The sequence below is a fragment of the Xanthobacter pollutisoli genome (assembly GCF_040044995.1).
Lineage (GTDB): Bacteria > Pseudomonadota > Alphaproteobacteria > Rhizobiales > Xanthobacteraceae > Xanthobacter.
Genome location: NZ_JBDZDP010000027.1, coordinates 17085 through 40233 on the forward strand (window position 1 = coordinate 17085; position 23149 = coordinate 40233).

The window sequence follows — 23149 nt, forward strand, 5'->3', positions numbered from 1 at the left end:
ACCAATTGCGCGGGGCCAAAGGTCCGCCAACGCAAGCCTTCAAGCCTTTCCGACGGCGGCGCCCCAAGGGCTGGTCCGCCGCCGGTTCATGTCCGTCCCCGTCCCTGGCCATCGGGGCTGCGAAACGGGTCACAGCGGCGAGTACAGTCCCTTCCAGGAGCCTTCTTTATGAAAATCATGATTCGCCGTTCCCCGGAGATGGGCCTGTCCATCTACGTGCCCAAGAAGGACCTCGAGGAACCCATCGTCGAAACCGAACACGAAAGCCTGTGGGGCGGGTGGATCAAGATCGCCAACGGCTGGGTGCTGGACCTGCCGGAGATGGCCGAGGGCACCACCCTCCCCATCACCGTCAACGCCAAGAAGCGTGGCGAGGAGGAGTGAACTGACATGAACATTTCCGTCGCCAATATCGAGACGCTGAAGCTGGCCGACGCCGAGGCCGTCCTGAAGGACGTGGCGGCGGAGCTCGTCGCCGACAAGGTCGTGCCCTATCTCGGGCCCGGCCTCATCGCCCTGGAGCCGCAGCCCATCCCGGTCACGCCGGAAGACCTCGCGGTCTTCTTCGGCACCAAGGTGGCCCTCCCCAAGCGTGCCAAGGGCAACGTCTGGGCCTCGGCTCAGCACATCGAGAGCATGAAGCACCGCAACACCGTCTCGACCCTCATGGGCGAGGCGTTCACACCGGCGGTGGCACCGCTTGCGTTCCACGCGTTCCTCGCGAAGCTGCCCCTCGCGCTGATCGTGGACACCTGGTACGACGGCGCCATGCGCGCCGCCCTCACGGGCCGCGCCGATTGGGGCGAGGCGCAGGGCATCACCCGCGCCGGCATCGGCGAGGACCGCTGGTACCGCTTCTATGATGCGGCGGGAACGGAGACCACCCGCGCCGCGGCCGAGGGCTGGAAGACCCTGCTCTACAAGCCCCACGGCAGTGTCACCCCGGCCAAGAACTGGCTGATCTCCGACGCGGACTATGTCGAGGTCCTGACTGAGATCGACATTCAGACGCCGATCCCCGACGCGGTCAAGGACCGCCGCACCGAGCGCAGCTTCCTATTCCTCGGCTGCCGGTTCCACGACCAGATGCTGCGCACCTACGCGCGGCAGGTGGCCAAGCGGTCCCGCACCCCGCACTACGCCATCGTCGAGGAGGGCCAGCTCACCAAGAACGAGCTGCGCTTCCTGCTCTCGCACGCCATCACCCCCATCGCCATGCCGTTGCCAAAGGCGCTGGAGATCATCATGGAGGCCGGCGGCACGGCCGCCTGAGCGCTACGTCCGATCAGGGGAGGGAGCATGTCCGCAGGGCATGCTCCCTTTCCGATTCATGGACCCCGCCGGCGTGTGACGGAAGACGAGGCGGCGCAACGGTTCGTGCCGCGCATTGACGAAGATCAAACTGCTCCCTCCTCGGGCCTTGAATCGACGTTCGAGCATGTAACTTTTCCAACATGTCAGCCGTGTCGCGCGGGGATGTTGGCAAGCCGACAGCCGGCCAAGTGCTTATACGGCCCTGATAAGGCTTACGTATTTTCCCCTATTCCGGCTGGCACGCCAGTTGCTCCTGCTCTTTCAGGATTTTTTTGAGGATCCTGCTGGAAGCGAGGAGCAGTTTCATGCACGCGTCGACACAGCACGAGACGAATGAAGTTGGCACCGCCGAAAAGCTGGCCGAGATCATGCAGACCAAGGCCGAGCACCAGGGCTGCGGCACCTCTGGCGGTTCGGGCAAGGCCAGCTGCGGTTCGTCCGCCGGCCAGGGCGATCTGCCCACCGAAATCTGGGAGAAGGTGAAGAACCATCCCTGCTACAGTGAAGAAGCCCACCACCACTATGCGCGTATGCACGTCGCGGTGGCGCCGGCCTGCAACATCCAGTGCAACTACTGCAATCGCAAGTATGATTGCGCCAATGAGAGCCGCCCCGGCGTCGTCTCCGAGAAGCTGAGCCCCGAGCAGGCGGCGAAGAAGGTTCTCGCGGTGGCTTCCACCATCCCGCAGATGACCGTGCTCGGCATCGCCGGCCCCGGCGACCCGCTCGCCAACCCCGAGAAGACCTTCAAGACCTTCGACCTGATCGCCCGCACCGCGCCGGACATCAAGCTGTGCCTCTCCACCAACGGTCTGGCCCTGCCCGACCACGTGGACACCATCGCCGGCTACAACGTCGACCACGTCACCATCACCATCAACATGGTGGACCCCGAGGTCGGCGCGAAGATCTATCCGTGGGTGTTCTGGAAGCACAAGCGCTACACCGGCTACGAGGCCGCGAAGCTCCTCACCGACCGCCAGATGCTCGGCCTCGAGATGCTCACCGAGCGTGGCATCCTCTGCAAGGTCAACTCGGTGATGATCCCCGGCATCAACGACAAGCATCTTGTCGAGGTGAACCGTGCGGTGAAGTCGCGCGGCGCGTTCCTGCACAACATCATGCCGCTTATCTCTTCCCCGGAGCACGGCACCGTGTTCGGCCTCAACGGCCAGCGCGGCCCTACCGCCCAGGAGCTCAAGGCGCTCCAGGACGAGTGCGAGGGCGAGATGAACATGATGCGTCACTGCCGCCAATGCCGCGCTGACGCCGTGGGCCTTCTCGGCGAGGACCGCTCCGCCGAATTCACCACCGACAAGATCATGGCCATGGAGGTCAATTACGACCTCGAGAGCCGCAAGGCCTACCAGGCTCTGGTCGAGGAAGAGCGCGTCGCCAAGGTGGCGGCGAAGCAGGAGGAGCTCGAGGCTCTCGCCGGCGAGCAGAGCGACATCAAGCTCCTCGTCGCGGTGGCCACCAAGGGCTCGGGCCTCATCAACGAGCACTTCGGCCACGCCAAGGAGTTCCAGGTGTGGGAGCTCTCCACCGGCGGCGCCAAGTTCGTCGGTCATCGCCGCGTCGACCTGTACTGCCAGGGCGGCTACGGCGAGGAGGACAGCCTCGAGACCATCATCCGCGCCATCAACGACTGCCATGCGGTGTTCGTGGCGAAGATCGGCGGCTGCCCGAAGGCCGACCTCATCAAGGCTGGCATCGAGCCGGTGGATGGCTTCGCTCACGAGTTCATCGAGAAGTCGGCCATCACCTGGTTCAAGGAATACCTCAACAAGGTGAAGACCGGCGAACTCGAGCACACCGTGCGCGGCGACGCCGAGATCCGCCAGGGCGCGCTCATCAACGCGGCCTGACCGGCACCGGCATCAAAGGAGCAATCCCATGACGTTGAAGATCGTAGCCTCGCAGTGCACCAGCTGCTCGGCGTGTGAGCCGGAATGCCCCAACGTGGCCATTTCGGAGAAGAACGGAACCTTCGTCATCGACCCGAAGAAGTGCACCGAGTGCATCGGCCACTTCGACGTGCCGCAGTGCGCGGCGGTCTGCCCGGTGGACGATACGTGCGTGATCGACACGTCGTATCCCCGCTACCAGCCGACGGCCTGAGGGAGCTCCCGCGATGGACTTCACGATGACCCGAGCGGCCACGCGCTTCATCCGCATGATGATCATGGCAGACGGCGGTCCCTCCGCCGGATTCCGCATGCACGTGACCCCGGGCGGGTGCTCCGGGCTCAATGCCGACATCGCCGTGTTGCCGGAGCCTCAGCCCGGTGACGCGGTGGTGGAGAAGGACGGCGTCCGCCTGTTCCTTCCGGCCGAGAGCCGCCTGCTGCTGGACGGTGTGACGATCGACTTCACCGACACGGCCGCCAAGACGGGCCTGGTGTTCCAGGATCCCAAGGCGACCACCTGCAGCTCGCACGCCCATTGACAGCCCCGAGCCGGGGCGGCCTCGCGGCCGCCCCGGTCGGCTCCCCTCCGACGGGAGGCAGAGCCCCATGTTTTCGAGTTGGGAGAAGGAGCAGGAATGTCCGGCTCGCAAGTCGCCTTCGAGGTCGAGGGCGAGTCCGATTTCCTGACCCCGGAGGCGCTCCTCGCGAGCGCGGTTATGGGGGGAGGGCTGCCGGAGGACGCACAGTTTCATCTGTGGGAAGCCGGGCTCTCCTATCAGCAGGACGAAGTCGCGGAAGCGCACCTTCGCCAGGCCGAGGCGATCGCGCCCGGCCATGCGGCGGTGCTGATCGGTCTCTACCGCTTTTATTTCTACAAGGGCCGCCTTCGGGAGTGCCTGGAGGTGGCGAGGGTCTGCCTCGCCAAGGCCCAGCGCGAGACCAATCTGCCGGCGGACTGGCGGGACGTTCAGGCGCATGACGCCGAATTCTCCCGCTACGACCGCCTGATGCCGCGCTTCTTCCTGTTCACGCTGAAGGGCTACGCCTACCTCAACATGCGCCTCGGCGATCTGGAGGAGGGGCGGGCCGCGGTGATGAAGCTGCTCGAGCTCGACCCGTCCGACAAGATCGGGGCGAAGCTCTTGCTCGATGTTCTGAACAGAGCGGGGCAGGATGACGATGACTGACGACGCCATCGACGAAGCCAAGACCTGGCTTGGAGAAGACATCGACTGCACGTCCTGTGTCCATCAGGCCGACCTCTTGCCGGCCGGCAAGTGCCAGCTGCGGCGCGCCTGCGTGAACGACCGCTACGCCCGCCGCATCGATCGCTTCTTCAATTGGAATCCCAAGCTCGCCAATGCCTATGTGGCGCACGAGCATTTCGAGGTCCGCGCCATCGCGGCGAAGCATGCCGACATCTTCGTGCTGCGCGGCCTGCTGAACGATCCCGAGGAGACCGTGCGCTGGAACGCCGCCCGGCGCCTGCCCAAGCGCATGATCCTGCCTCTGCGCAATGATCCGCATCGCGAAGTGCGCATCCGCATCGTCTCCTTGCTGGAAGATGCCGAGCTCACCCCAATGATGGCGGACGAGGACTATTACGTGCGCCTCGTTGTGGCGCGCCGCGTGGCGCCGCCGCTGTTGTCCCGCATGGTGGACGATCCCGAGGCCGAGGTGCGCAAGGTGGTGGCGCAGCGCCTGCCCACAGAATGGCTGCTGTGCATGGTGAACGACGCGAGCCCCGCGGTGCGTCTCGAGGTGGCCCAGCGCCTCGCGCCCGATCTCCTCTCCGCGCTTCTGGAGGATCCCGACTGGCGCGTGCGCTATGAGGTGGCGAGCCGCATCTCGCCCTCGCAGGTATCCCAGCTCATCGATGACGATGACGATTTTGTGCGTGAGGTCGCCCGCTCCCGCAGCCGTGCGGGAGGCCAGCTAGCAAGGGAGATGCCGCTATGAGCAACATTGTTCGTGACAGCGATGTGGTCGAAGTCTCGGAGCCGCCGTACTTCAACTTCGGCGAGCGGGTCAAGGCGAAGCGCGTCATCCGTAATGACGGAACCTATGCTGGCAAGGAGATCGGCGAGATCCTCGCGAAGAAGGGCGAGATCGGCTACGTCGTCTCCATCGGCACCTTCCTCCAGCAATTCTACATCTACGGTGTCGAATTCACCGAGAGCGGAAACCGCGTGGGCATGAAGCGCAAGGAACTGGAAAGCGCCATTCCCCGCGATGAAGTGGACATTCCCCTGCCCCCCGTGCCCGGAGCTTGAGCCAAGATGATCCTGGAACCGCGTCTTCCCAAGTACCAGTGGGGTCAGAAGGTGAAGACCTTGATCGACCTCTACAACGACGGCTCCTATCCGGACGTGCCGGAGGAGGCGCTGCTGGTGGGGATCGGCGCCACGGGCGAGATCGTGCAGGTCGGAACCCATACCGACACGAACACTCCGATCTATTTGATCGAGTTCAACGAGCGCCTCGTCGTCGGCTGCCTCGAAGAAGAGATTCAGCCCCTCTGACGCACGCTCACGTGCGGCGTGAAAGAGATACCGAAGATGAGGCTGCCCGCTCATCCGAACGATCTCGACAAGAAGCGGATCGAGCGCGCCATCAAGGCGCGCCGCCGCTATCGCTACGTGACCCCCCGCGTGCTCGCGACCGAGGGGGGCTACAGGATCGAGAGCGCCTGCTGCTCCCGCAACATCGACCCGGAGGGTGGCATCGTCGACATCGCGCTGATGCTGTTCGACGAGGACCAGAGCGCCTGGCAGCTCTTCCGCATGAACCACGGCACGAGGGTGTGGGAGTTGGACAGCACCCATGACCGTCTGAAGGAGGTGCTGGATCTGCTTAACGAGGATGCGGACCGCAAGTTTTGGCAATGATCCAATCTGGCAATGTTCCTGCATGGAGCCCATCGGGCCACGGCTGGAGCCGCGGCGATGTCTCATTTGGCACGGGAGAGTAAGGTTATGCCTCTGAGCGACAGCGACCTCACCGAGATCGAGCAGGTCCTCACCGCCGGCGACCCCTCCGTGCCGGTGTTCGCCGAGCTGCGCAAGCGCTTCCCCGCGCTCTCCTGGACCCAGTGCGACGCCTCGGACGTGACCGAGGCGCCGTTCCGCTCCTATTCCGCCTTCGACCTGCATCTGCTCGATACGGCGGACCATTGCGCCCACATCACCCTCGATCCGGCGACCGCGACGGGCGTCATCCTCGCACGGCGGAGCTGACCATGAGCGAGGCCGAATTCTTCGACGAGGTCGACCTGCCGGACGGTGACGACGACGGCGAGGCCACTCATATCCTGTTGTCGGATCCCGACATCACCATGGTGGAGCTGCAGGCGGTGGCCGAGGCGCTGCAGGCGCCCCGTCTGTCGAGCGGGCCCACCGCCGAGGCCTTCGAGGCGGAGTTTGCGGCCTACGTGGGCCGCAAATATGCGGTGGCGGTGCCGAGCGGCACGTTGGGCCTGCTCTACACCTTGAAGGCTTACGGCATCGGCCCCGGCGACGAAGTGGTCGCCTCGCCCTATACGTTCCGCGAGACGGTCCATGCCATCAGCCTCTCCGGCGCACGGCCGGTGTTCGCCGATATCGACTATTGGGCTGGGACCCTCGTGCCGGAGAAGGCCGAGACCAAGATCACGGACAAGACCAAGGCCATCGTCGCGGGCAACACCAACGGCCATCCCGCGCCCTGGGCGGCGTTCCGCGAGCTGGCGCGCAAGCACCGCCTGGTGCTGATCGAGGATTCCACCGAGGCCATCGGCTCGCGCTACAAGGGCGCGCTGGTGGGCTCGTTCGGCGACACGTCGGTGTTCGATTTCTCACAGCCATTCCCGCTCGTGTGCGGCGAGGGTGGCATGGTGGTCACCGACGATATCGACGTGGCGGTGGCGCTGCGCCGCTTCCGCTCCCACAAGCTCGACGAGCGCTCGTCGGTGGTGGTGAGCATGAGCGCCCCCTACCAGGGCGCCATGAGCGATGTCACCGCCGCCCTCGGCCTCACCCAGCTGCGCCGGCTTGAAGAGATCATCGAGCAGCGGCGCACGGTGGAGCATCTCTATCTCAAGTACGTCCAGTCGTTCGAGGGCATCAAGGATCCCTACATCGGCCCGGACGTCACCGAGGTGAACTGGTTCCTCTACGTGGTCCATCTCGGCACGCGCTTCTCCAAGTCGAGCCGCGACGCCATCGTCGAGGATCTGAAGGTGGAGAAGGTGGAATCCGCCGCCTTCAGCAATCCGCTGCATCTGCAGCGGCATTATTTCGACCTCGGCTATCGCCGGGGCGATTTCCTCGTGACGGAGAAGGTGGCGGACCGCGCCGTGGCGCTGCCCTTCCACACGCATCTCAGCGAGGACGAAATCGAGTTCATCGTCGCAACGATGAAGGATGCCTCGATCAATGTAGGGGCGGGAGCCGCCATCTACTGAAGGGCAATAAAATCGCACCCCAAATAAAGCTGAAACGACAGGAGTTGTTGATGTCCACGGTTACGTTGAAGGTCATGCCTACCGGAAAGACCATTGAGGTTGCGGAAGGCACGAACCTCCTCGAGGCGCTCATCACCGTTGAGCCGGGTCTCGCCGAGCGGCAGAAGTCGGACAAGGACGGCAGCGCATCCCACATCTTCGTCCAGGAGGGCCGCAAGGGTCTCTCCAAGACGACGCGCGAGGAAAACGAGGCGCTGGACGCCATTGTGGGCGTGGGCTCGAAGTCCCGCCTCGCCAAGCACGTCACCGTGCTCGGCACCGAGAATGTGACGGTGGAACTGCTGGGCGAGTTCTCCGGCCTGTGACCCTGGCGGCCGGTCGCGCGCTAGCCGCGCGGCCGGTCCCAGCCCAAGGGCGCGACGCGCGGAACCGGCGCATCCGGCGGGCGGAAGGGTCTAAGCAGGATGGAGTTCACTGGCGGGAGATCGAGGCGCCGTGAGTTAGGCCAGACCGGCCGGCGCCGGTGACACACCGTTGTTTTCGCTGGATGTGCTGCTGTCCTTTTGGGACGCAGCGCAGACAGGGAAGGGGCGCCCGCAGAGCTGACGCGCGCGCCTGGAATACCGCGGCCGGCAGACGGCAGCGAGATCGATCAGGCTGTGGCCTGCCGGGGATAGGGATTTGCGGCGGGCGACGGGATCAGCACCGAGTTACGGAACCGAGGACCGGTCAAGAGGAGACCAAGATGGAACCAGTCATCATTCACGCCCGCTTCGCCCCGAACGGCACCGTCATCGAGATCAGCGAACGCCCCACTGGGCTTGACCCCCAGGAGTGGTTCGATTTCCTCGCCTACCGCGCCGCCGACGTCTACCAGGCGCTCGCCGGCGGTCGTGGCGTATTCCGTCTCGATCGCGCCAAGGTTGACGCCTTCAAGGCCGAATCCGCCGCCAAGGCCGCTTGAGCGGAACGTCCCCATTGAAGCTGCGCGGCGTGCGCGGCGCAATTCGTACCATTACGTAGGACGGCGCACACAGCCCATGTGCCGTCCCCGGATGGGAATTGCCAGCACGTGAACGAGCCGGCTCGCGACGCGGTTGCCCCCCGGCTCGCGCTGCCGGCTTTCGTGCGTGGGCATGGTTCGCGTTGGAGACGAGACCGGCTGCCCAACTCCGCCCGGCAACACCGAAAAGCAAAAGGGCCCGGCTGCGCGATCGCGGCCGGGCCCTTGTTTGGTTTGACGCAGCTTCAAGCGGCAGGGGCCGCAACGCCTTTGTCGGCCATGAGCGCGCTGAGCTCGCCCGCCTGGAACATCTCGCGGACGATGTCGCAGCCGCCGACGAACTCGCCCTTCACATAGAGCTGGGGAATGGTCGGCCAGTTGGAGAAGGACTTTATGCCCTCGCGGACCATGGGGTCCTGGAGCACGTCCACGGCGCGGTAAGGCACCCCCACCTGAGCGAGGACCTGCACCACGGCGGCGGAAAAGCCGCACTGGGGGGCGGCGGGCACGCCTTTCATGAACAGAACCACGTCGCTGGAGGCGATGATCTCGGAAATACGTTCGGAGGTGGTGGCCATGGCAAAAGCTCCTGAAGAAATGGCTGGAACTGGAAAATCCCTTTGAACGGCATCACTCCGTGCGGGCTCTGTTCAACGGCCCGCTCGCTTTCATTTCGGCACGAGGGTCTCGAGCTTGAGGGCGTGCAGCGTGCCGCCCATATGCTCGCCCAGCGCGGCATAGACCATCTGGTGCTGCTGCACGCGGCTCTTGCCCTTGAAGGACTCGGACGTAATGCGGGCGGCGTAGTGGTCGCCGTCTCCGGCGAGGTCGATGATGACCACCTGGCTGTCGGGAAGAGCCTCCTTCACCAGGCGCTCGATTTCATTTGCTGGCATCGCCATAGCGCTGTCTCCTTCGGTTCGGCCGCGTCCCATGCAAGGTCGGCACCACAAGACGGCACCTCGCGGGGTGTCTTGGCTGTCGCAAATGCGACAGCCAGGGGCCAGGGCGCGTCTTGAACCTTTCCGGTGCGGCGCACCCAGGCAGGGCCCGCATCCAGGCCTGAAGGCCCATGCGCGGCACTCTCGCAGAGCTCCAATCGGCCCGCGTCTTGCTTACGGCTTGTCGCCCCGCTGCAAACGAGAACCGTAATGAGCGATTTGGAACAGCAAGGTCGAAGCTACGCGCGCCGCCCTTTCGCGACGATCCTCGGCACCAACGAGATCGCGTCGGCCGTTGCTGTCGGCCTGCATCGGGGCGGATACGGCGTCGTCTTGTCGCACGATCCCATTCCGCCGGTGATCCGGCGGAAAATGGCCTTTCACGATGCCCTGTTCGAGGACGACGTTCAGGTGGATGGCGTGCGCGCCGAGCGCGCCGACACCGGCGTGGCGGTGCGCGCGGGCCTCGCGAACGGCAGCGTGCTGGTGACGAGCCTCGGCCTGCTCGACCTCATCGTGCTCGGGTCCATCGATCTTCTGGTGGACGCCCGCATGAACAAATATCAGGTGACGCCGGACCTGCGGCGTCTCGCGCGCCTCACCATCGGCCTTGGCCCCGGCTTCAGCGGCGGGACCAATTGCGACCTCGCCATAGAGACCCGGCCAGGCAAGGAGGGGCGGATCATCCAGGCCGGTCCTACCGATCCGGCGGACGGCGTCGCTCGCCCCCTTGGCGACGTGGCGGCAGAGCGCTTCGTCCACTCCGCGGTGGCGGGCCGGTGGCACACGGCCATCGAGATCGGGACGCGGGTCTACAAGGACTTCCACATCGGCTTTCTCGGCAACGATCCCATCCGCGCGCCGTTCGACGGCATCGTGCGTGGCGTCGTGCGCGACGGAACCGAGGTGCCCGCCGGGGTGAAGCTCCTGGAGATCGACCCTCGCGGCCGCGGCGCCGACTGGACCGGGCTCGACGCCCGGGCTCTCGTCATCGCCAAGGCGGTGAGCCGGGCGCTGACCTTCCGCAGCGCCCGGCCCGCCGATACATCGCCCCATCCCCATCTGGTGAAGTGATCCCAGCGGGGCCTTCCGCCACACACAGCGAACGGCACCACCCGATGATCGAGCTGCTGCCCAACACCGACGTCATCAATTTCGGCGAGGTTTCCGACCAGGTGAATGCCCTGCTGCAGCAGGGTGTCATTGCCTATCGCAAGGACCGCAAGCGGGCGGACGAACTGTTCCGTCAGGCCCTGGCCACGGCGCCCACCGAGCTGCCGGTCTATTTCTGCCTCTACAAGATCCACACCTACCAGGGCAATCTGGATGAGGCCGAGGCTGCCGCGCAGGGTGGGCTCAAGGAGGCGGCGAGCCAGGCCGGATGGGATCTCGACTGGCACAAGTGGCACGCCTACGACATTCTCCCCGAGGGCGCCGGCCGGTTTGCGCTCTACACGCTGAAGGCGCTGGCCTTCATCAACCTGCGGCAGAATCGCCCGGACGAGGCGGCGGAAAAGCTTGAGGCGCTGAAAGTGCTTGATCCCACTGGCGCGGTTGGCTGGCCGGTGGTCGCGGCCCTTGCCGAGGGGCTGGACTGACCCGCGGTCTGGGCAATCTGGCATCCTGCTTGCTATGTAGTCTGGTATGATGAGGGGGCAGGAGGCAATGGGCACATGACTCAGCCTACAGATCACGGCATTGCCGCTCCGACGACGATGATCCTTTATGGCGAAGTGCGCAATTTTGAAGAAATTCCGGAAGATGAAGCCGCCTTCCTGGAAGGTGTCATCGCCGCGCTGCGAACCGTTAATGATCCCGAGATTCCGGTCAACATCTACGACCTCGGCCTGATCTACCGGATCGAGGTCAAGAATGGCGGCGTGGTCGAGATCGACATGACGCTGACCGCGCCGGGCTGCCCGGTGGCCGGGCAGATGCTTGGCTGGGTGCAGGAGGCGGTTGCCGTAGTACCCGGCGTTTCCGACGTCAAGATGAAGCTGGTTTTCGATCCGCCGTGGGACAAATCGCGCATGAGCGACGAGGTCCAGCTGGAACTCGGGCTCATCTGAGCCTGCGCGGCATCCGTCAAGACTGCGAATGGCCGGCCCCTCAGCCGGCCATTCGCATTTCAGCGGCTCGATCGCGGCTGAAAGATCCCTCAGCGCAGGAATTCGGCGGCGAATCGCGCCTTCTTGTCGTCGTCGTTCAGGCCCGGCGCCAGCGGCCATTTGTTGGCGGAAAAGAACGCCTTCACTTGCCGCGTCATGTCGGCGCCGGAGAGATACCAGCGCTCGACGCCGTCAGGCGATATGATGGCCGGGCCGTCGTCGCGATGGACCACATTGCCCTCGAGCCAGAGCTTGGTGTCGCAATAGAGGAAGATGCCGGCCTTGCGGGACATGTCGTCCTGGTTGGCTTCGGTCACCACGAACATCTCGGCCATCGGGGTCTCCGGTCAGGCCCGCCGCAGCTCGGGAGCGAGCCTGCGTGCAGGTGGAAAAAGGGTGCTCAGGGCGCCTTTTAATGGGGCCGTGTCGGCTGTGCTCCGAGCAGGGTCAGATTGTAGCCTTCCTCACGGAGGACCCGCTGCACCACCGGGCGCTCCAGCATGCGCCAGTAGTGCGCCGCAAGGTTCGCCGGCAGCTCGATGCCGGTCTTGTCGGCCCAGAATTCCACATAGAACAGCACTGCATCGGCGGCGGAGAAGGCGCCCACCACATAGTCCCGTCCGGCGAGGGCCGTGTCGAGGATGGCGAAGCCCTGGCGGACGATGTCGCGGCCCAGCATCTCCACCCGCTTCTGGTCGTCGGCGCCGGCGGCGAAGCTCGGTGTGGCGAAGATGCGGGCGAAGCCCTGGCCGTGAACCGTGGACACCACATAGACCATGGTTTCGAGGGCCTGGGTCTCGGCGTCCGCATCGGCGGGCCAGAGGCGACCGCGCCCCCGGGTGCGGGCGAGCCAGTAGGCGATGGAGACCACCTCCGTGAGCGCGGTGCCGTCCGGGCGCACCAGGGCCGGAATGGTCGACTTCGGATTGACCGCCACATAATCGGGCTTGAAGTGGTCGCCCGCGGGAAGGTTCACGATGTGCGCCTCGAACGCTTCCTCCAGCTCCTCCATGATGATGTGGATGCCGGTGGAGCAGGATCCGGGCGTCATGTAGAGCTTCATCGCGGCCATTGGAGCGTCCTTGCGGCGCCGCGGCGCCGTCTTCCGGCATGCTTCATGCAAATATCGGCGCAGTTGCAGCCGTGCGCGCCAAGCGCGCGACGGGTCGCGACAGACTGTTTTATTTGCGACAGGAGCCGGCGCTTTTCGGGAGGGCCGGGTGGGAACGGATGGCTGGCGACGAAATCGAAATCTACGCCATTTGCGAGACCCGCGAGATTGATCCGGGCCGAGCCAAGGCGTTCGACCTCTCGCGCATCACGCCGGAGGGCGAGGCCCGTCCGTTCCGCATCGTCGTGGTGCGCACAGGCGCGCGGGATTTTGTCGGCTACGTCAACGTCTGCCCCCACAAGGGCGCCTGGCTGAATATCGGCGGCGGTGAGTTCTTCAACAAGGAGGGCACCCGCCTGCGCTGCGGCCGCCATGGCGCGCTGTTCGACATCGAGAGCGGCGCCTGCATGGAAGGGCCGTGCGAGGGCGAACATCTTGAGCCCATCGCCCTTGCGGTGGTCGGCGCGGACGTGTGCCTGTGCGGCGTCACCCTGGTGGAGGAAGAGGCACGCCCTTTTCCTTACGACGACTTCGACGACACCATGGAGATCATGATTTCCCCGGATTGAGCGGCGCACGCGGTCCCGCGACGCCCGATCGGTCTCTCGCGCGCGCGTCGGGAACGGCGTCCGCGGAGGGAGGGGCGCCGGCGAGGGCCGAGATCGCCGGTTCGGGCAAGACGGGTTTGGGGGATGCCGGTTTGGCGGAGGTGGGCGTGAGCGGGGTGCAAATGACGCGTGCTGCGACGACGGGGGACGAGGGGGCGTGCCGTTTCTTCGTGACCTATACGGGCGTGAAGATGCCGTTCCGCCTGGTGGAGGAAATCCCCGAGGCGCAGCTCACCCATCGCAACACCTTTATCCGCGCATGGTTCGATGCGGCGGGGCAGCTGACCGGTTTCGACAAGATGGTCTATGGCGAGGTGGAGCTGGCGCACCGCTACGCCTATCACGGCAACGGCGCGCTGCAGCGGGCCGAAGTCCGCATGACGGACGAGGATACGGTGGTCGTGGCCTTCGACGAGGCCGGCGCATCGCTGGGGCCGGCCTGATGGGCCTGGCCGAACGGGAGGGCATCAGGTCATGACCGTCGCGCAACTGCTCGAAGCGCTCGGGAAGATGCCGCAGGATGCGGTGGTGCTGATGGAAGCGGACGGCGGGCTCTCCCTCGTATCCGCCCTCGATTTCGTCGAGGCGCAGGGGGCCGGGGCTCCGGCCGAGGTGATCCTTCTGCCCAACATGGAGGAATAGGGCCCCAAGGGGCCGCGGCCGCGAGAGTGCGATCCTTTGGGGGCGGCACCGTTGCCCCAGATCGCCTCTCACCTGAAGAGAGACCGGCCGACCGCGCCCTGAGCCCGCCCGGCCGATCCGCGTTCGTGAGGTGGACCATGTCGGAAGTGACCGAGACGGTGACGATGTTCGAGCGCCTGGGCGGCGCGGTGGTGATCGACCGGCTGGTTGAAGCCTTCTACGCCCGCATGGACACCCTGCCCGAAGCCCGCGGCATACGCGAGATGCACGCCGACGATCTGGGCACGACCAAGCAGGTGCTGAAGCGCTACCTGACCGAATGGACCGGCGGCCCCAAGCTCTATTCGGTGGAGAAGGGCCATCCGCGCCTGCGCCAGCGGCACATGGGATTTTCCATCGGCAATGCCGAGCGCGATGCCTGGCTCCTCTGCATGCGCGGCGCGCTGGAGGAGACGGTGGCTGATGGTGCGGCCCGCGCCGAGATCTATGGCGCCATGGCGAAATTGGCGGACTGGATGCGCAACACCGCCGGCAATCCGCACGACACCGTCGGTCACGCCGCCCGGCCCTGAAGGACGGCGTGCATCATCCTTGGCCCACACGAGACCGCTGACCGTTCCGCGACGCCGCGTTGACGCGGAAGGCGCCTACAAGGGTATGCCGAAAAAATCCTCGTCCGACCCGCCCCAGGCCTGATGCAGTGCAAGACCGTTTCTCCAGCGTGCCACCTCGTCCTCCGAGGCGTTGCGATGGGTGATCTTGCCGTCCGGGTTCTCCGCCAGGAGATACGCCTTGGCATTGCGCAGGAAGCGGGTGAGGGCCTTGGTGTCGTTCGGGCGCACGACGCAGCGGGGGGCCTCGTCGATGAGAATCGTCGTCGGGAGCATCGCCGAATCTCCGTTTCTGGCTGTGAGGTCGATCGGGGGTGCGTTCGTGGACTGTCTTTGCGCCGGCGGCGCGGCCCGGGGGAGCCGCGCGCCGCCGACGGTGCGGCTCAGAAGCCGTCCTCCTTGGAGCCCCACGGGTGGGAGCCGGGCACGAAGGACGCCTTGATGCCGGCCTTCGCGATGTCATCCATGGTCTTGTAGAAAGTGCCTTCGTGCACCAGCGTGCCGGTCTTCGTGGTCACCGCGACATATTTCGCGACGCGGTCGGTCTCGCACAGATAGCCGCCGCCGGGATCGTCGACGCTGCGCGCATTCCCGTCCCAATCGATGAAAAATCCTTCGGTCGTCGACATGCCTTGCTCCAAACCAATGCCGCGGGGCGCAGCGCGTCGTCCCCGCCCCTCCGGCGCGAGCAAGGTTCTTGCCAGAAGACACGGAGCCGCTCTTGGCTGTCGCACACACGACAGTGTCGCGCATCCCACAGGGAATTGAGCGCGCGGCGTATGCTTCGCGACATTGCGAAATATCGCGAGGAGTGGACTACGAATATTGAAAAGTCTGGCTGATCATCTAAAATCTGCAAGTTCTTTTTTCGCCTTCTCTGGAGATGATGTTATGGCCGAATTGACCCGCCGCATGGCGTCCCTGAGTGACGTTCAAGGCATCTGGGGGCTCCTGCGCCAGGTGGCCGCCGACGTCCCCTTCAAGCTGGAGGACGAAGCCGAGCAGGAAACCCTGCTGTCGGAGCTGATGGCGTGCTGCACCTCGGGCCTGTCACCCGTCGTCGTGGACGATGAGAAGGGCATCGTCGGTGCGCTCCTCGCCCGCCGGGACCAGTTCGAGTGGGGCTTCCGCAACAGCGAGGCGATTCACGTCGCCTATGCGGCGGTGGCGCCCACGGCGCGCGAGGACAAGGTTCTTCCCGCGCTCCTCGGCGAGTTGCAGGGGCGCAAGGTGCCGCTGCTGGCCAGCGTGAAGAGCGGCGAGCAGCTCGGCCTTGCGGCCGCGCTGGGCGAGCTCGGCTTCGTTCACGAGGTGAAGGCGCTCAACGGGTGGGGTGATCTCTACCAGTGGACCCCGCCGCCCTCCGTGCATAACTGAGCGTTCGCGCAAGGTTCCGTCGGCGAGGCCTTCGTCCGGGAAGCCGGGCGAAGGCCTTGGTGCGAGATGGGCTGGTTCGTCGACCGGTCTGTGGCCTTACGCGGTGGCCTCGGGGGCGGGAGGTTCCCGGCGCCAGGACGTCGGGATGCGCTGATGGCTTGGCCGGGCAGACGTTCAGATTGATGTAACTGACAGGTCCGCGGCGACCGTGTCGCCGCGGACTGTTTCGCTTGGTCGTCTCAGAGGAACGACGCCTAGCGCCGATGATGCGCGAAGAATCGCGCGGGACCAGCGCTGGATGTCAGCGGCCGTCGTCATCCTGCGGACGGGCCTGGATTTCCTCCAACGCTGTATCAACCAGCTTTCGGCAGGCCAGCAGGCGCCGATACTCGGAAATGGTGATGGTGACCGTCGGGACCGGTGCGCCGTCGGGGGTGGTCTCATCCGCCGCAGCCGGCCGGGCCGCCAGCGCCGCCTCGAATATGGTCTTTTCCAGCTGGTAGATGCGCTCGCTCGCCCGCTCCAGATAGGGCAGGGGATTGTTGCGCACATTCTGCTCGTGCAGGGCATCGAGGCTGAGCAGATCACGGAAACGCTTTTCCTTGCGCCGCTTGCCGGCCCCGAAATCGTGCTCGATCACGCTCATGGGTGCCCTCCCGTGCCGGGCGTCGACATCGCCGCCCCGCTTTCATGATCTGCTGCCGCCGGACCACGTCAAGCGCTGCGCGCCGCGGATCTTCGGATTCCGCCTCTCGCGGCCTCGCCTTGTCAGGGGCGCGCCCGAACAGAGGAAAGCACAAAGCACCGACCGCGCTCCCATGGGGGGAGCGCGTGCCGGCCAATCGTCCAAAAGAGGACCGCCGCCTCAGTCGAGGGGTGGGCCCATGTCGTCGGCTTCGGGCTTCTTCTTGCCCTTCTTCTCGGTCTTCGCCTGCGCATAGGCGCCCGAATTCTTCAGCTGGATGGGTCCCTGGCCGACGACGAACTGTGACACGAAGAACAGGGTCCGCTCCAGCGCCTGGTCGGCCGCCGCAGCGTTGTAGGCCGGGCTCGCCGGATAGGCGAAGCCGCGGGTGGCGTCGGGATAGGAGAAAGCCGACACGTCCGGCCGGCGGGCGCGGAACTGGATCATCTCCTCTTCGGTGATCTCCGGGTCCTGCTCGGCAAAATGGATGAGGGTCGGAATGCGACGCTTCTCCATCACGCCTTCGAGGAGGCCGTCGGCATGGTAGCCGATGGCGCAGGCGACACCCTTCAGGCGGTTGGCCGCGGTGTAGGCGAGAAAGCCGCCCCAGGCATAGCCAACGAGAGCGACCTTGCCGGCATCCTTCACCGTGTCGACGGTGGCCTGGATGGCCTCGAGCGACCAGTCGGTACCGACCTCGGCGCTGAGGCTGCGGCCCTCGGCGGCGGCGTCGGACCCGAGCTCGATGCTCGACTTCACCTTGTCGAAAAGGGCGGGAGCGACGGCGACATAGCCGGCCGCCGCGAAGTCGTCGGCGATCTTGCGAATGTCGGCATTCACACCATAGACGTCCTGGAGAACCACGACGGCGCCCTTGGGCGCGCCTTCCGGATCCGCGCGATAGGCGGAGAATTTCACATCATTTGCTGTGACTTCGATCATGGCATTCCTCGGTTCTCGAGCGACTCTCTCGTGGGGCAGGAACGCTCGTTCTGCCATTCATCAACGGCATGACCATGCAGAATGGATGCCACGACAGAGCAAATCTGCCGAGGTCAAGGAGAATACGCAAAAGCGAAAGAAATATATGGCAGCGCAGCACGCGAATTCATGCGAACGCGTCGCAGTCGCGCACGCGCTTGAGCCGCCGGCCACGCGGGCCGGCGGGAGGCAAATGCCGTGGATCAGAGTGCGGCGAGGCGCTGGCGCGCGACCTCTGCGATGGGAGGCACCTCGTCCGTCACCAGGGGTGCGAGGAGCTGAGGAATGATCCGCTCCACCACGATGAAGCGCACCCGCATGTCGGGATCCCCGGCCAGCGGGCCGAGGCGCTCGGGATCGAGATGCTCGGCGACCACCATGCGCACCAGCGGATCAGGATCGTCGGCCATGCGGGTGAGGTGCGCCTGGGGCAGGAGCCGGGCGACGACACGGCGGACGTCCACTTCCGGGTCGCGCATCAGATAGACCAGTGCATCCGGCGGCGCCCGCCGGGCGGCGGCCATGCGCACCGTATAGTCGGAATCCGACAGGAGGGGCACGAGCTCGCTGCCCTCAAGGCGTTCGGCGAGGGCCATACGCACCCGCGGCTCGGGGTCGAACCGCATGTCGGATATGCGCGCCAGCGGCAGCCGCATGGCGCAGACCACGCGCACGTCAGGTTCGGGATCGGACTTCAACTGAGCAAGCAGAAAGACGCTCGCATGCCGCGCGGCGAGCGCGCGGACCTCGAAATAAGGATGGTCGAGGTAGCGGGCCGCGAGCGTCGCATTCCGGGCGAAGAATCGGTCGATGCGCTTGCGCCGGCGGTCGGCGACGCAGACCTGACCGATGTCGCACCGGCCTTCGGCGTGAATGTCTTCGTGCGGGCAATCCTGGCAGCGCAGCGGGCGTCCCTGCCAGTCGAGGGCCTCTAGGGCGATGTCTGGCTCTCCGGCCATGAGTGTGGACATGAGCGCGTCCTCCCGCGCCCAGTCTAGGGGGGAGCGCGCCAGTGATCCAGATGGCATTGCGGGGGTGCCCAGGCACCCCCGCCGGACCTCATGCGCGGGCTTTGCTCAGCCAAACTTGAAGAGAACGCCGTAGCCGCCGCGGGGATAGTTCCACTCGATGTCGCCGGTGGGCTCGCCGATGATGCGGCAGGTGCCGCATTCGACGCAGCCGTCGGCGGTGATCTCGACCTGGCCCTTGTCGTTCATCTCGTAGCAGCGGGCGGGGCAGGTGGTGAGCAGAGAAAGCAGGGCCGGGGAGGGGGTGGTGTGCGGACGGACCTTGATGTGGGCACGGCCGGCGTCCACAAGGTAACGGTTCTGGAAGAGCTTGTCCTCGACGCGGACTGCGGTTTCGGTGCTGGCCATCGGAAATCTCCGGAGGTTGGCCGCGACGGGGCTCGCCCGCCGCGCGCAAGGGATCAAAAAATGCTGAGCCTCAACGCCCTCAGCGCCAGGCGCGGGCGAGACGGAAGGCGTCGCCGAACAGGCCCGCCCACGACCGCGCGGAGGTGAAGGACTTCACCGTCAGCTTCTCCTTTTCCTTCTTCGGCGTGCCGTCGACACGGACGAAGTTCTCCATCGCCTTGTTGACGAGCTGGGGATAGGTGAGGAAGAAGTTCTGCGACTGAATGTGCAGAAGCTGCGGCATGTCCTTGTACTTCTTAAGGTCTTTTATCACGAAGCTGTCGTCGAGCATCTTCTTGTAGAGCGCGAGATTCGCGGTGGTCATGGGGTCCTTGCGGGACTTGACCTGGAAGATGGCTTCGGCGGCGATGCGGCCGGAGGTCATGGCGAGGTTGGAGCCCTCGCGGTGGATGGCGTTGTTCAACTGGGCTGCGTCGCCCACCACCACCCATCCATCGCCGTACAATTGCGGGATGGACTTGTAGCCGCCCTCGGGAATGAGGTGGGCGGCATATTCCTTCACCTCCGAGCCCTCGAGCAAAGGCGCGATGGACGGATGGCTCTTGAACTTCTCCAGCAGCTGATACGGCGACTCGCCGCTCTTCTGGAAGTCCGACACGAGGCAGCCCAGGCCGACCGAGACGCATTCGCGGTTGGTGTAAAGGAAGCCCATGCCGGTCATCCCCTTGGAGATGGTTCCGGCCGCCTCGATCACCGCGCCCTCGTTGCCCTTCACGTTGAAGCGCTGCTCGATGACCTCCTGCGGCATGAAGTGCATTTCCTTCACCGCCAGGGCCACTTCCGTGGGCTTGGGGATCTTGCGCAGGCCGGCGCGGGCGCCGAGGAGCCCGGTGACGCCCTCCGCCAGAACCACCACGTCCGCGTGGATCTGGCCGCCGCCGCGATCGGTCTTCACGCCGATCACCTTGCCGTAGGCGTCCTGCACCAGCTCGGTCACCGTGGTCTCGCAAACCACCAGGGCGCCGGCCTCGCGGACCTTGGAGGAGAACCACTTGTCGAACTGCGCCCGGATGATGGTGTAGCGGTTCGGCTTCTCTTCATTGAAGTCGTCGGACCTGTAGTGCAGGCCGGTGTGGGAATTCTCGCCCATCATCCAGAAGCGCTGCTCGATCAGGTGCCGCTCCAGCGGAGCATCTTCCCGGAAATCGGGAATGATCTTCTCCATCATGTCGGCATAGAGGATGGCGCCCTGCACGTTCTTCGAGCCGGAATACTCGCCGCGCTCCAGCTGCAGGACCTTCAGGCCGCGCTTCGCCATGGTGTAGGCCGCCGCGTTGCCGGCCATGCCGGCGCCGACGACAATCGCATCAAACCTTTCGTCGATCATCGGATTGATCCTTTAGCTGGCGAGCTTGTCGCTGGAGTGGGCGGACAGGCGCTTGGCGAAGGCTTCCGTCAGGGCCGGAAGCAGACGGATGGCGTCGGTGACGATGCCGAGATGGGCGAAGTCGAAGATCGGCGCGTTCTTGTCGGTATTGATGGCGACGATCAGGTCCGCGCCCTCGACGCCCACGCGATGCTGGATGGCGCCGGAGATGCCGGCGGCGATGTAGAGCCGGGGGCGGATGGTCTTGCCGGTCTGGCCGATCTGCCGGTCGGAGGTGACCCACCCCTTCTGCACCAGCGGCCGCGAGCAGCCGTATTCGGCGCCCATGGCGGCGGCGAGGTTGCGCACCAGCTGGAAGTTCTCCGGCGAGCCGAGCCCCATGCCGCCGGCCACCACCACGTCCGCATAGGCGAGGTTCGCCTTGTTGGAATCGCGGTCGGGGATGAAGTTGAGGATCTTCGTGACGATGTCGGCCTCGACCACGCTGAGCTTGTGCTCGACGACCTTGCCGATGGGCTTCTCCACCCGGATCGGCATGGGCATCACGCGCGGGCGCACGGTCGCCATCTGGGGGCGATAGTTCAGCGTGTAGATGGTGCAGAGGAGCGAGCCGCCGAAGGTCGGCCGGGTGGCCGCCAGCGAGCCGTCGGCGTCCACGTCCAGCTCGGTGGAATCGGCGGTGAGGCCGGTGAGCAGGGTGGTCGCCACCGCGCCGGCGAGGTCACGGCCGAGGGTGGTGGCGCCGAGCAGCAGGATCTCGGGCTTGTAGGTGTTGACGAGGTCGGTCATCGCGGCCGTGTAGGCCTCGTTGCGATAATCGGTCAGCACCGGATCCGCCACCACATAGGCGAGGTCCGCGCCGTAGCAGAACGACTCGGCGACCGCGCCGCGCACCGTCTCGCCTTCCGCGCCCACCACCACGGCGGCAAGCTCCACGCCGAGCTTGTCGGCGAGCTTCCGGCCTGCGCCCATGAGCTCCCAGGAGACCGGATGAACCTGGCCGCGCTCCTGCTCGATGAACACCCAGACGTGCTTGTACCCCTTGAAGTGCTCGGGCAGCTCCTTCTTGGTGGAGGCACGCCCTGCGGCGGCGGGGGCTGGGGGAGTTTTGGGCTCGCTCATGATGGTCGGCTCTCTCGTCTCGTTGCGGCGCGGGCCGTCAGAATCCACGCGCCAGCGCGGTCAGGTCGGCTTCGAGGCTGGGCTGCGCGGTGAAGATCTCGGCGATCAGCGTCTCGGCGACATTGCCGCCCTCCGGCGCCTCGATGATCTTTGCCTTCTCGGCCCGCGGGCTCGGCGCGAACACCTTCTTCACGATGGTCGGCGAACCCTTCAGGCCGCACTTGCTCATGTCGGTGACGCCGGCGTCCTTGGCGTTCCACTTCACCACTTCGATGCGGGCGGCGCGCAGCGCATCCACCATGGAGCCACGGCGGATCTCGTTGGTGGCCTCCAGCATGGCGATGAGACAGGGCAGCTTGGACTTCAGTACCTGCGTGCCGCCCTCGGCCCGGCGCTCCAGGGTCACCGTGCGCTCGGCGGGGTCGAACTCCGCCACCTTGGCCACGTAGGTGATCTGCATGAGGCCGAGGCGCTTGGCGATGCCGGGACCCACCTGGGCGGTGTCGCCGTCGATGGTCTGCTTGCCAGTGAAGACGATGTCCGGCGCCCCCCAGGTCTCGCTGATCTTCTGGATCGCGGTGGCGAGGGCGAAGCTGGTGGCCAGCGTGTCGGAGCCCGCGAAGAAGCGGTCGGTCAGGAGGACCGCGCGGTCGGCGCCGAAGGTCAGCGCCTTGCGGAGGGAATCCTCGGCCGAGGGCGGACCCATGGTCAGCACCGTGACCTCGCCGCCGAAGGTGTCGCGCAGGCGCATGGCTTCTTCGAGCGCGAACAGGTCATAGGGGTTGATGATCGTCGGCACGCCCTGCCGCATGATCGTGTTCGTGACGGGATGGACGCGGATCTGCGCCGAATCCGGGACCTGTTTGATGCAGACGACGATGTGCATGAATTTGCTCCGAGCCAAAAATCACCGCGGCTCACGAGCCATGACTGGCAAACGGCGTGCCAAGCCCCGCCGGTTTGTGAATCATTCGCACTTTCAACGATTTATAGAGCCGATCGGGTGATTGTCGGCTCTGTGCCGTGGCCTCGGCGCGGCCCGGCGCAGGATTGTTGTCAGGAAGGCGACAGCCTGGCCGCTGTCCGCATGGCAGTGTTGGTGTTGAGAAGCATTCCGAATGTCGCGTCGTAATCGCGACGTGTCGCATGTGTCGGAAGCGCCGGCGTGGAGCAGGTTAAAGAAGATGTTTGTCGGAGAGCGCCAGCTCTCAGGCGGGGAGATCTGGGCGGGAGTGTCGGGAAAGCCGAGCGGCGGGAAACGGAGGCGGAGATGGCGGGCCGCTGCTTGCAAAAGGTCCCCCGCCTTGCGGCGAGGGACCGGTCGTCTCTGCAGTCTTGTGCGTACGGTGTTTGAAAAGGCGTATCGAAAAGGTCACGCTCATCCTGACGAAATATCGATGGCACGCTGCAAGGGAAGCAAGCCACTCGGATGGGCGTCCGGGAGACGGGCCGGCCGAAGCCGACCCGTCGAACACAACTCAGCCTGCGGCGAGTTCGGCGGCGGTCTTGCCGATCTGGCTCTCGTCGACGGA

Annotated in this window: 35 protein-coding genes; 22 read left to right on the top strand and 13 right to left on the bottom strand. The window is 65.5% G+C overall.

Annotated elements, in window-relative coordinates:
- The first annotated feature begins 168 nt into the window (after positions 1-168).
- The 14 genes from nifT to ABLE93_RS24385 all read left to right on the top strand — a co-directional run bounded on the left by nifT (position 169) and on the right by ABLE93_RS24385 (position 8629).
- Complete coding sequence (nifT, locus tag ABLE93_RS24320; protein ID WP_348842283.1) at positions 169-384, top strand: putative nitrogen fixation protein NifT; 216 nt, start codon at positions 169-171, stop codon at positions 382-384.
- Between the two features lie 6 nt (positions 385-390).
- Positions 391-1272 carry an SIR2 family NAD-dependent protein deacylase gene (locus ABLE93_RS24325; RefSeq protein ID WP_348842284.1) on the top strand — a complete coding sequence of 294 codons (882 nt, stop codon included), beginning with the start codon at positions 391-393 and terminating at the stop codon, positions 1270-1272.
- Between the two features lie 347 nt (positions 1273-1619).
- Positions 1620-3182: a nitrogenase cofactor biosynthesis protein NifB gene (gene nifB, locus ABLE93_RS24330; RefSeq protein ID WP_348842285.1), complete on the top strand. Its 1563-nt coding sequence runs from the start codon at positions 1620-1622 to the stop codon at positions 3180-3182.
- Between the two features lie 28 nt (positions 3183-3210).
- The gene (locus ABLE93_RS24335) at positions 3211-3435 is read left to right on the top strand and encodes a 4Fe-4S binding protein (protein ID WP_348842286.1); all 225 of its coding nucleotides are present in this window, start codon (positions 3211-3213) and stop codon (positions 3433-3435) included.
- Between the two features lie 13 nt (positions 3436-3448).
- Positions 3449-3763 carry a HesB/IscA family protein gene (locus ABLE93_RS24340; RefSeq protein WP_348842287.1) on the top strand — a complete coding sequence of 105 codons (315 nt, stop codon included), beginning with the start codon at positions 3449-3451 and terminating at the stop codon, positions 3761-3763.
- A 96-nt stretch (positions 3764-3859) separates the two neighbouring features.
- On the top strand, positions 3860-4411 hold the full coding sequence (locus ABLE93_RS24345; RefSeq protein WP_348842288.1) for a hypothetical protein: 552 nt from the start codon (positions 3860-3862) through the stop codon (positions 4409-4411).
- Complete coding sequence (locus tag ABLE93_RS24350) at positions 4404-5183, top strand: 4Fe4S-binding leucine-rich repeat protein (protein WP_348842313.1); 780 nt, start codon at positions 4404-4406, stop codon at positions 5181-5183. The genes ABLE93_RS24345 and ABLE93_RS24350 overlap by 8 nt, the downstream gene beginning before the upstream one ends.
- Entirely contained in the window at positions 5180-5497 is a 318-nt protein-coding gene (locus tag ABLE93_RS24355) for a nitrogen fixation protein NifZ (RefSeq protein ID WP_348842289.1), read from the top strand. Before ABLE93_RS24350 ends, ABLE93_RS24355 begins: the two co-directional genes overlap by 4 nt.
- Positions 5498-5506: 9 nt before the next feature.
- Entirely contained in the window at positions 5507-5746 is a 240-nt protein-coding gene (locus ABLE93_RS24360) for a nitrogen fixation protein NifZ (RefSeq protein ID WP_348842314.1), read from the top strand.
- Between the two features lie 36 nt (positions 5747-5782).
- Positions 5783-6112 (top strand): DUF3024 domain-containing protein, encoded by a 330-nt coding sequence (locus ABLE93_RS24365; RefSeq protein WP_348842290.1) that lies wholly within the window; start codon positions 5783-5785, stop codon positions 6110-6112.
- An 87-nt stretch (positions 6113-6199) separates the two neighbouring features.
- Positions 6200-6460 (top strand): DUF6129 family protein, encoded by a 261-nt coding sequence (locus tag ABLE93_RS24370; protein ID WP_348842291.1) that lies wholly within the window; start codon positions 6200-6202, stop codon positions 6458-6460.
- 2 nt (positions 6461-6462) lie between these two features.
- A complete protein-coding gene (locus ABLE93_RS24375) occupies positions 6463-7665 on the top strand; it encodes a DegT/DnrJ/EryC1/StrS family aminotransferase (RefSeq protein ID WP_510183078.1) in 1203 nt (400 codons plus the stop codon).
- A gap of 50 nt (positions 7666-7715) precedes the next feature.
- Positions 7716-8030: a ferredoxin gene (locus ABLE93_RS24380; RefSeq protein ID WP_348842292.1), complete on the top strand. Its 315-nt coding sequence runs from the start codon at positions 7716-7718 to the stop codon at positions 8028-8030.
- A 380-nt stretch (positions 8031-8410) separates the two neighbouring features.
- Positions 8411-8629, top strand: a complete 219-nt coding sequence (locus tag ABLE93_RS24385; protein ID WP_348842293.1) for a hypothetical protein — start codon at positions 8411-8413, stop codon at positions 8627-8629.
- Positions 8630-8913: 284 nt separating this feature from the next.
- Here the strand turns inward: ABLE93_RS24385 and grxD are convergent, their stop codons facing one another.
- Both grxD and ABLE93_RS24395 read right to left on the bottom strand, forming a co-directional pair.
- Positions 8914-9246 (bottom strand): Grx4 family monothiol glutaredoxin, encoded by a 333-nt coding sequence (grxD, locus tag ABLE93_RS24390; protein ID WP_348842294.1) that lies wholly within the window; start codon positions 9244-9246, stop codon positions 8914-8916.
- Positions 9247-9336: 90 nt separating this feature from the next.
- The gene (locus ABLE93_RS24395) at positions 9337-9570 is read right to left on the bottom strand and encodes a BolA family protein (RefSeq protein WP_348842295.1); all 234 of its coding nucleotides are present in this window, start codon (positions 9568-9570) and stop codon (positions 9337-9339) included.
- A 249-nt stretch (positions 9571-9819) separates the two neighbouring features.
- On the opposite strand from ABLE93_RS24395, the gene ABLE93_RS24400 reads away from it, so the two are divergent.
- The 3 genes from ABLE93_RS24400 (at position 9820) to ABLE93_RS24410 (ending at position 11678) form a co-directional block, all read left to right on the top strand.
- Entirely contained in the window at positions 9820-10683 is an 864-nt protein-coding gene (locus tag ABLE93_RS24400; RefSeq protein WP_348842296.1) for a xanthine dehydrogenase, read from the top strand.
- Positions 10684-10727: 44 nt separating this feature from the next.
- Complete coding sequence (locus ABLE93_RS24405; RefSeq protein ID WP_348842297.1) at positions 10728-11207, top strand: tetratricopeptide repeat protein; 480 nt, start codon at positions 10728-10730, stop codon at positions 11205-11207.
- Between the two features lie 75 nt (positions 11208-11282).
- Positions 11283-11678: a DUF59 domain-containing protein gene (locus ABLE93_RS24410; RefSeq protein ID WP_348842298.1), complete on the top strand. Its 396-nt coding sequence runs from the start codon at positions 11283-11285 to the stop codon at positions 11676-11678.
- An 89-nt stretch (positions 11679-11767) separates the two neighbouring features.
- On the opposite strand, the gene ABLE93_RS24415 is transcribed toward ABLE93_RS24410, so the two are convergent.
- Positions 11768-12052, bottom strand: a complete 285-nt coding sequence (locus ABLE93_RS24415; RefSeq protein WP_348842299.1) for an aldehyde dehydrogenase — start codon at positions 12050-12052, stop codon at positions 11768-11770.
- A gap of 77 nt (positions 12053-12129) precedes the next feature.
- Complete coding sequence (locus ABLE93_RS24420) at positions 12130-12780, bottom strand: glutathione S-transferase family protein (protein WP_348842316.1); 651 nt, start codon at positions 12778-12780, stop codon at positions 12130-12132.
- A gap of 167 nt (positions 12781-12947) precedes the next feature.
- Here ABLE93_RS24420 and ABLE93_RS24425 point away from each other — a divergent pair, with 167 nt between their 5' ends.
- The 4 genes from ABLE93_RS24425 to ABLE93_RS24440 all read left to right on the top strand — a co-directional run bounded on the left by ABLE93_RS24425 (position 12948) and on the right by ABLE93_RS24440 (position 14650).
- Entirely contained in the window at positions 12948-13397 is a 450-nt protein-coding gene (locus tag ABLE93_RS24425) for a Rieske (2Fe-2S) protein (protein WP_348842300.1), read from the top strand.
- A gap of 161 nt (positions 13398-13558) precedes the next feature.
- Positions 13559-13879: a DUF6156 family protein gene (locus ABLE93_RS24430; RefSeq protein ID WP_348842317.1), complete on the top strand. Its 321-nt coding sequence runs from the start codon at positions 13559-13561 to the stop codon at positions 13877-13879.
- Positions 13880-13910: 31 nt separating this feature from the next.
- On the top strand, positions 13911-14078 hold the full coding sequence (locus ABLE93_RS24435) for a hypothetical protein (protein WP_348842301.1): 168 nt from the start codon (positions 13911-13913) through the stop codon (positions 14076-14078).
- Positions 14079-14215: 137 nt separating this feature from the next.
- A complete protein-coding gene (locus tag ABLE93_RS24440) occupies positions 14216-14650 on the top strand; it encodes a group II truncated hemoglobin (RefSeq protein WP_348842302.1) in 435 nt (144 codons plus the stop codon).
- Positions 14651-14725: 75 nt separating this feature from the next.
- On the opposite strand, the gene ABLE93_RS24445 is transcribed toward ABLE93_RS24440, so the two are convergent.
- Both ABLE93_RS24445 and ABLE93_RS24450 read right to left on the bottom strand, forming a co-directional pair.
- Positions 14726-14965, bottom strand: a complete 240-nt coding sequence (locus ABLE93_RS24445) for a hypothetical protein (RefSeq protein ID WP_348842303.1) — start codon at positions 14963-14965, stop codon at positions 14726-14728.
- Positions 14966-15072: 107 nt separating this feature from the next.
- A complete protein-coding gene (locus ABLE93_RS24450) occupies positions 15073-15318 on the bottom strand; it encodes a hypothetical protein (RefSeq protein ID WP_348842304.1) in 246 nt (81 codons plus the stop codon).
- Positions 15319-15580: 262 nt separating this feature from the next.
- On the opposite strand from ABLE93_RS24450, the gene ABLE93_RS24455 reads away from it, so the two are divergent.
- A complete protein-coding gene (locus ABLE93_RS24455; RefSeq protein ID WP_348842305.1) occupies positions 15581-16066 on the top strand; it encodes a hypothetical protein in 486 nt (161 codons plus the stop codon).
- A 301-nt stretch (positions 16067-16367) separates the two neighbouring features.
- Here ABLE93_RS24455 and ABLE93_RS24460 read toward each other — a convergent pair whose 3' ends face one another.
- From ABLE93_RS24460 to ABLE93_RS24490, 7 genes are all read right to left on the bottom strand, one after another.
- A complete protein-coding gene (locus tag ABLE93_RS24460; protein WP_348842306.1) occupies positions 16368-16712 on the bottom strand; it encodes a hypothetical protein in 345 nt (114 codons plus the stop codon).
- A 219-nt stretch (positions 16713-16931) separates the two neighbouring features.
- Positions 16932-17693: a dienelactone hydrolase family protein gene (locus ABLE93_RS24465; protein WP_348842307.1), complete on the bottom strand. Its 762-nt coding sequence runs from the start codon at positions 17691-17693 to the stop codon at positions 16932-16934.
- Positions 17694-17935: 242 nt separating this feature from the next.
- A complete protein-coding gene (locus ABLE93_RS24470) occupies positions 17936-18703 on the bottom strand; it encodes a 4Fe4S-binding leucine-rich repeat protein (protein WP_348842308.1) in 768 nt (255 codons plus the stop codon).
- Positions 18704-18808: 105 nt separating this feature from the next.
- Positions 18809-19108, bottom strand: coding sequence for a ferredoxin family protein (locus tag ABLE93_RS24475; protein WP_348842309.1), 300 nt, complete (start codon positions 19106-19108; stop codon positions 18809-18811).
- Between the two features lie 79 nt (positions 19109-19187).
- A complete protein-coding gene (locus ABLE93_RS24480; RefSeq protein WP_348842310.1) occupies positions 19188-20495 on the bottom strand; it encodes an FAD-dependent oxidoreductase in 1308 nt (435 codons plus the stop codon).
- A 12-nt stretch (positions 20496-20507) separates the two neighbouring features.
- The gene (locus ABLE93_RS24485; protein ID WP_348842311.1) at positions 20508-21617 is read right to left on the bottom strand and encodes an electron transfer flavoprotein subunit alpha/FixB family protein; all 1110 of its coding nucleotides are present in this window, start codon (positions 21615-21617) and stop codon (positions 20508-20510) included.
- Between the two features lie 37 nt (positions 21618-21654).
- A complete protein-coding gene (locus ABLE93_RS24490; protein WP_348842312.1) occupies positions 21655-22503 on the bottom strand; it encodes an electron transfer flavoprotein subunit beta/FixA family protein in 849 nt (282 codons plus the stop codon).
- Positions 22504-23149: the final 646 nt, after the last annotated feature.

What these genes read in the sequence shown, in the direction of transcription:
- ABLE93_RS24460 (WP_348842306.1), bottom strand. Translation starts at nt 16,712, where the DNA reads ATGAGCGTGATCGAGCACGATTTCGGGGCCGGCAAGCGGCGCAAGGAA.
- ABLE93_RS24350 (WP_348842313.1), top strand. Translation starts at nt 4,404, where the DNA reads ATGACTGACGACGCCATCGACGAAGCCAAGACCTGGCTTGGAGAAGAC.
- ABLE93_RS24410 (WP_348842298.1), top strand. Translation starts at nt 11,283, where the DNA reads ATGACTCAGCCTACAGATCACGGCATTGCCGCTCCGACGACGATGATC.
- ABLE93_RS24425 (WP_348842300.1), top strand. Translation starts at nt 12,948, where the DNA reads ATGGCTGGCGACGAAATCGAAATCTACGCCATTTGCGAGACCCGCGAG.
- ABLE93_RS24455 (WP_348842305.1), top strand. Translation starts at nt 15,581, where the DNA reads ATGGCCGAATTGACCCGCCGCATGGCGTCCCTGAGTGACGTTCAAGGC.
- ABLE93_RS24380 (WP_348842292.1), top strand. Translation starts at nt 7,716, where the DNA reads ATGTCCACGGTTACGTTGAAGGTCATGCCTACCGGAAAGACCATTGAG.
- ABLE93_RS24375 (WP_510183078.1), top strand. Translation starts at nt 6,463, where the DNA reads ATGAGCGAGGCCGAATTCTTCGACGAGGTCGACCTGCCGGACGGTGAC.
- ABLE93_RS24490 (WP_348842312.1), bottom strand. Translation starts at nt 22,503, where the DNA reads ATGCACATCGTCGTCTGCATCAAACAGGTCCCGGATTCGGCGCAGATC.
- ABLE93_RS24420 (WP_348842316.1), bottom strand. Translation starts at nt 12,780, where the DNA reads ATGAAGCTCTACATGACGCCCGGATCCTGCTCCACCGGCATCCACATC.
- ABLE93_RS24430 (WP_348842317.1), top strand. Translation starts at nt 13,559, where the DNA reads ATGACGCGTGCTGCGACGACGGGGGACGAGGGGGCGTGCCGTTTCTTC.
- ABLE93_RS24335 (WP_348842286.1), top strand. Translation starts at nt 3,211, where the DNA reads ATGACGTTGAAGATCGTAGCCTCGCAGTGCACCAGCTGCTCGGCGTGT.
- ABLE93_RS24355 (WP_348842289.1), top strand. Translation starts at nt 5,180, where the DNA reads ATGAGCAACATTGTTCGTGACAGCGATGTGGTCGAAGTCTCGGAGCCG.
- ABLE93_RS24435 (WP_348842301.1), top strand. Translation starts at nt 13,911, where the DNA reads ATGACCGTCGCGCAACTGCTCGAAGCGCTCGGGAAGATGCCGCAGGAT.
- ABLE93_RS24470 (WP_348842308.1), bottom strand. Translation starts at nt 18,703, where the DNA reads ATGTCCACACTCATGGCCGGAGAGCCAGACATCGCCCTAGAGGCCCTC.
- ABLE93_RS24345 (WP_348842288.1), top strand. Translation starts at nt 3,860, where the DNA reads ATGTCCGGCTCGCAAGTCGCCTTCGAGGTCGAGGGCGAGTCCGATTTC.
- ABLE93_RS24485 (WP_348842311.1), bottom strand. Translation starts at nt 21,617, where the DNA reads ATGAGCGAGCCCAAAACTCCCCCAGCCCCCGCCGCCGCAGGGCGTGCC.
- ABLE93_RS24480 (WP_348842310.1), bottom strand. Translation starts at nt 20,495, where the DNA reads ATGATCGACGAAAGGTTTGATGCGATTGTCGTCGGCGCCGGCATGGCC.
- ABLE93_RS24370 (WP_348842291.1), top strand. Translation starts at nt 6,200, where the DNA reads ATGCCTCTGAGCGACAGCGACCTCACCGAGATCGAGCAGGTCCTCACC.
- ABLE93_RS24440 (WP_348842302.1), top strand. Translation starts at nt 14,216, where the DNA reads ATGTCGGAAGTGACCGAGACGGTGACGATGTTCGAGCGCCTGGGCGGC.
- ABLE93_RS24395 (WP_348842295.1), bottom strand. Translation starts at nt 9,570, where the DNA reads ATGGCGATGCCAGCAAATGAAATCGAGCGCCTGGTGAAGGAGGCTCTT.
- nifB (WP_348842285.1), top strand. Translation starts at nt 1,620, where the DNA reads ATGCACGCGTCGACACAGCACGAGACGAATGAAGTTGGCACCGCCGAA.
- ABLE93_RS24445 (WP_348842303.1), bottom strand. Translation starts at nt 14,965, where the DNA reads ATGCTCCCGACGACGATTCTCATCGACGAGGCCCCCCGCTGCGTCGTG.
- ABLE93_RS24415 (WP_348842299.1), bottom strand. Translation starts at nt 12,052, where the DNA reads ATGGCCGAGATGTTCGTGGTGACCGAAGCCAACCAGGACGACATGTCC.
- ABLE93_RS24465 (WP_348842307.1), bottom strand. Translation starts at nt 17,693, where the DNA reads ATGATCGAAGTCACAGCAAATGATGTGAAATTCTCCGCCTATCGCGCG.
- ABLE93_RS24365 (WP_348842290.1), top strand. Translation starts at nt 5,783, where the DNA reads ATGAGGCTGCCCGCTCATCCGAACGATCTCGACAAGAAGCGGATCGAG.
- ABLE93_RS24475 (WP_348842309.1), bottom strand. Translation starts at nt 19,108, where the DNA reads ATGGCCAGCACCGAAACCGCAGTCCGCGTCGAGGACAAGCTCTTCCAG.
- grxD (WP_348842294.1), bottom strand. Translation starts at nt 9,246, where the DNA reads ATGGCCACCACCTCCGAACGTATTTCCGAGATCATCGCCTCCAGCGAC.
- ABLE93_RS24400 (WP_348842296.1), top strand. Translation starts at nt 9,820, where the DNA reads ATGAGCGATTTGGAACAGCAAGGTCGAAGCTACGCGCGCCGCCCTTTC.
- ABLE93_RS24340 (WP_348842287.1), top strand. Translation starts at nt 3,449, where the DNA reads ATGGACTTCACGATGACCCGAGCGGCCACGCGCTTCATCCGCATGATG.
- ABLE93_RS24450 (WP_348842304.1), bottom strand. Translation starts at nt 15,318, where the DNA reads ATGTCGACGACCGAAGGATTTTTCATCGATTGGGACGGGAATGCGCGC.
- nifT (WP_348842283.1), top strand. Translation starts at nt 169, where the DNA reads ATGAAAATCATGATTCGCCGTTCCCCGGAGATGGGCCTGTCCATCTAC.
- ABLE93_RS24385 (WP_348842293.1), top strand. Translation starts at nt 8,411, where the DNA reads ATGGAACCAGTCATCATTCACGCCCGCTTCGCCCCGAACGGCACCGTC.
- ABLE93_RS24405 (WP_348842297.1), top strand. Translation starts at nt 10,728, where the DNA reads ATGATCGAGCTGCTGCCCAACACCGACGTCATCAATTTCGGCGAGGTT.
- ABLE93_RS24325 (WP_348842284.1), top strand. Translation starts at nt 391, where the DNA reads ATGAACATTTCCGTCGCCAATATCGAGACGCTGAAGCTGGCCGACGCC.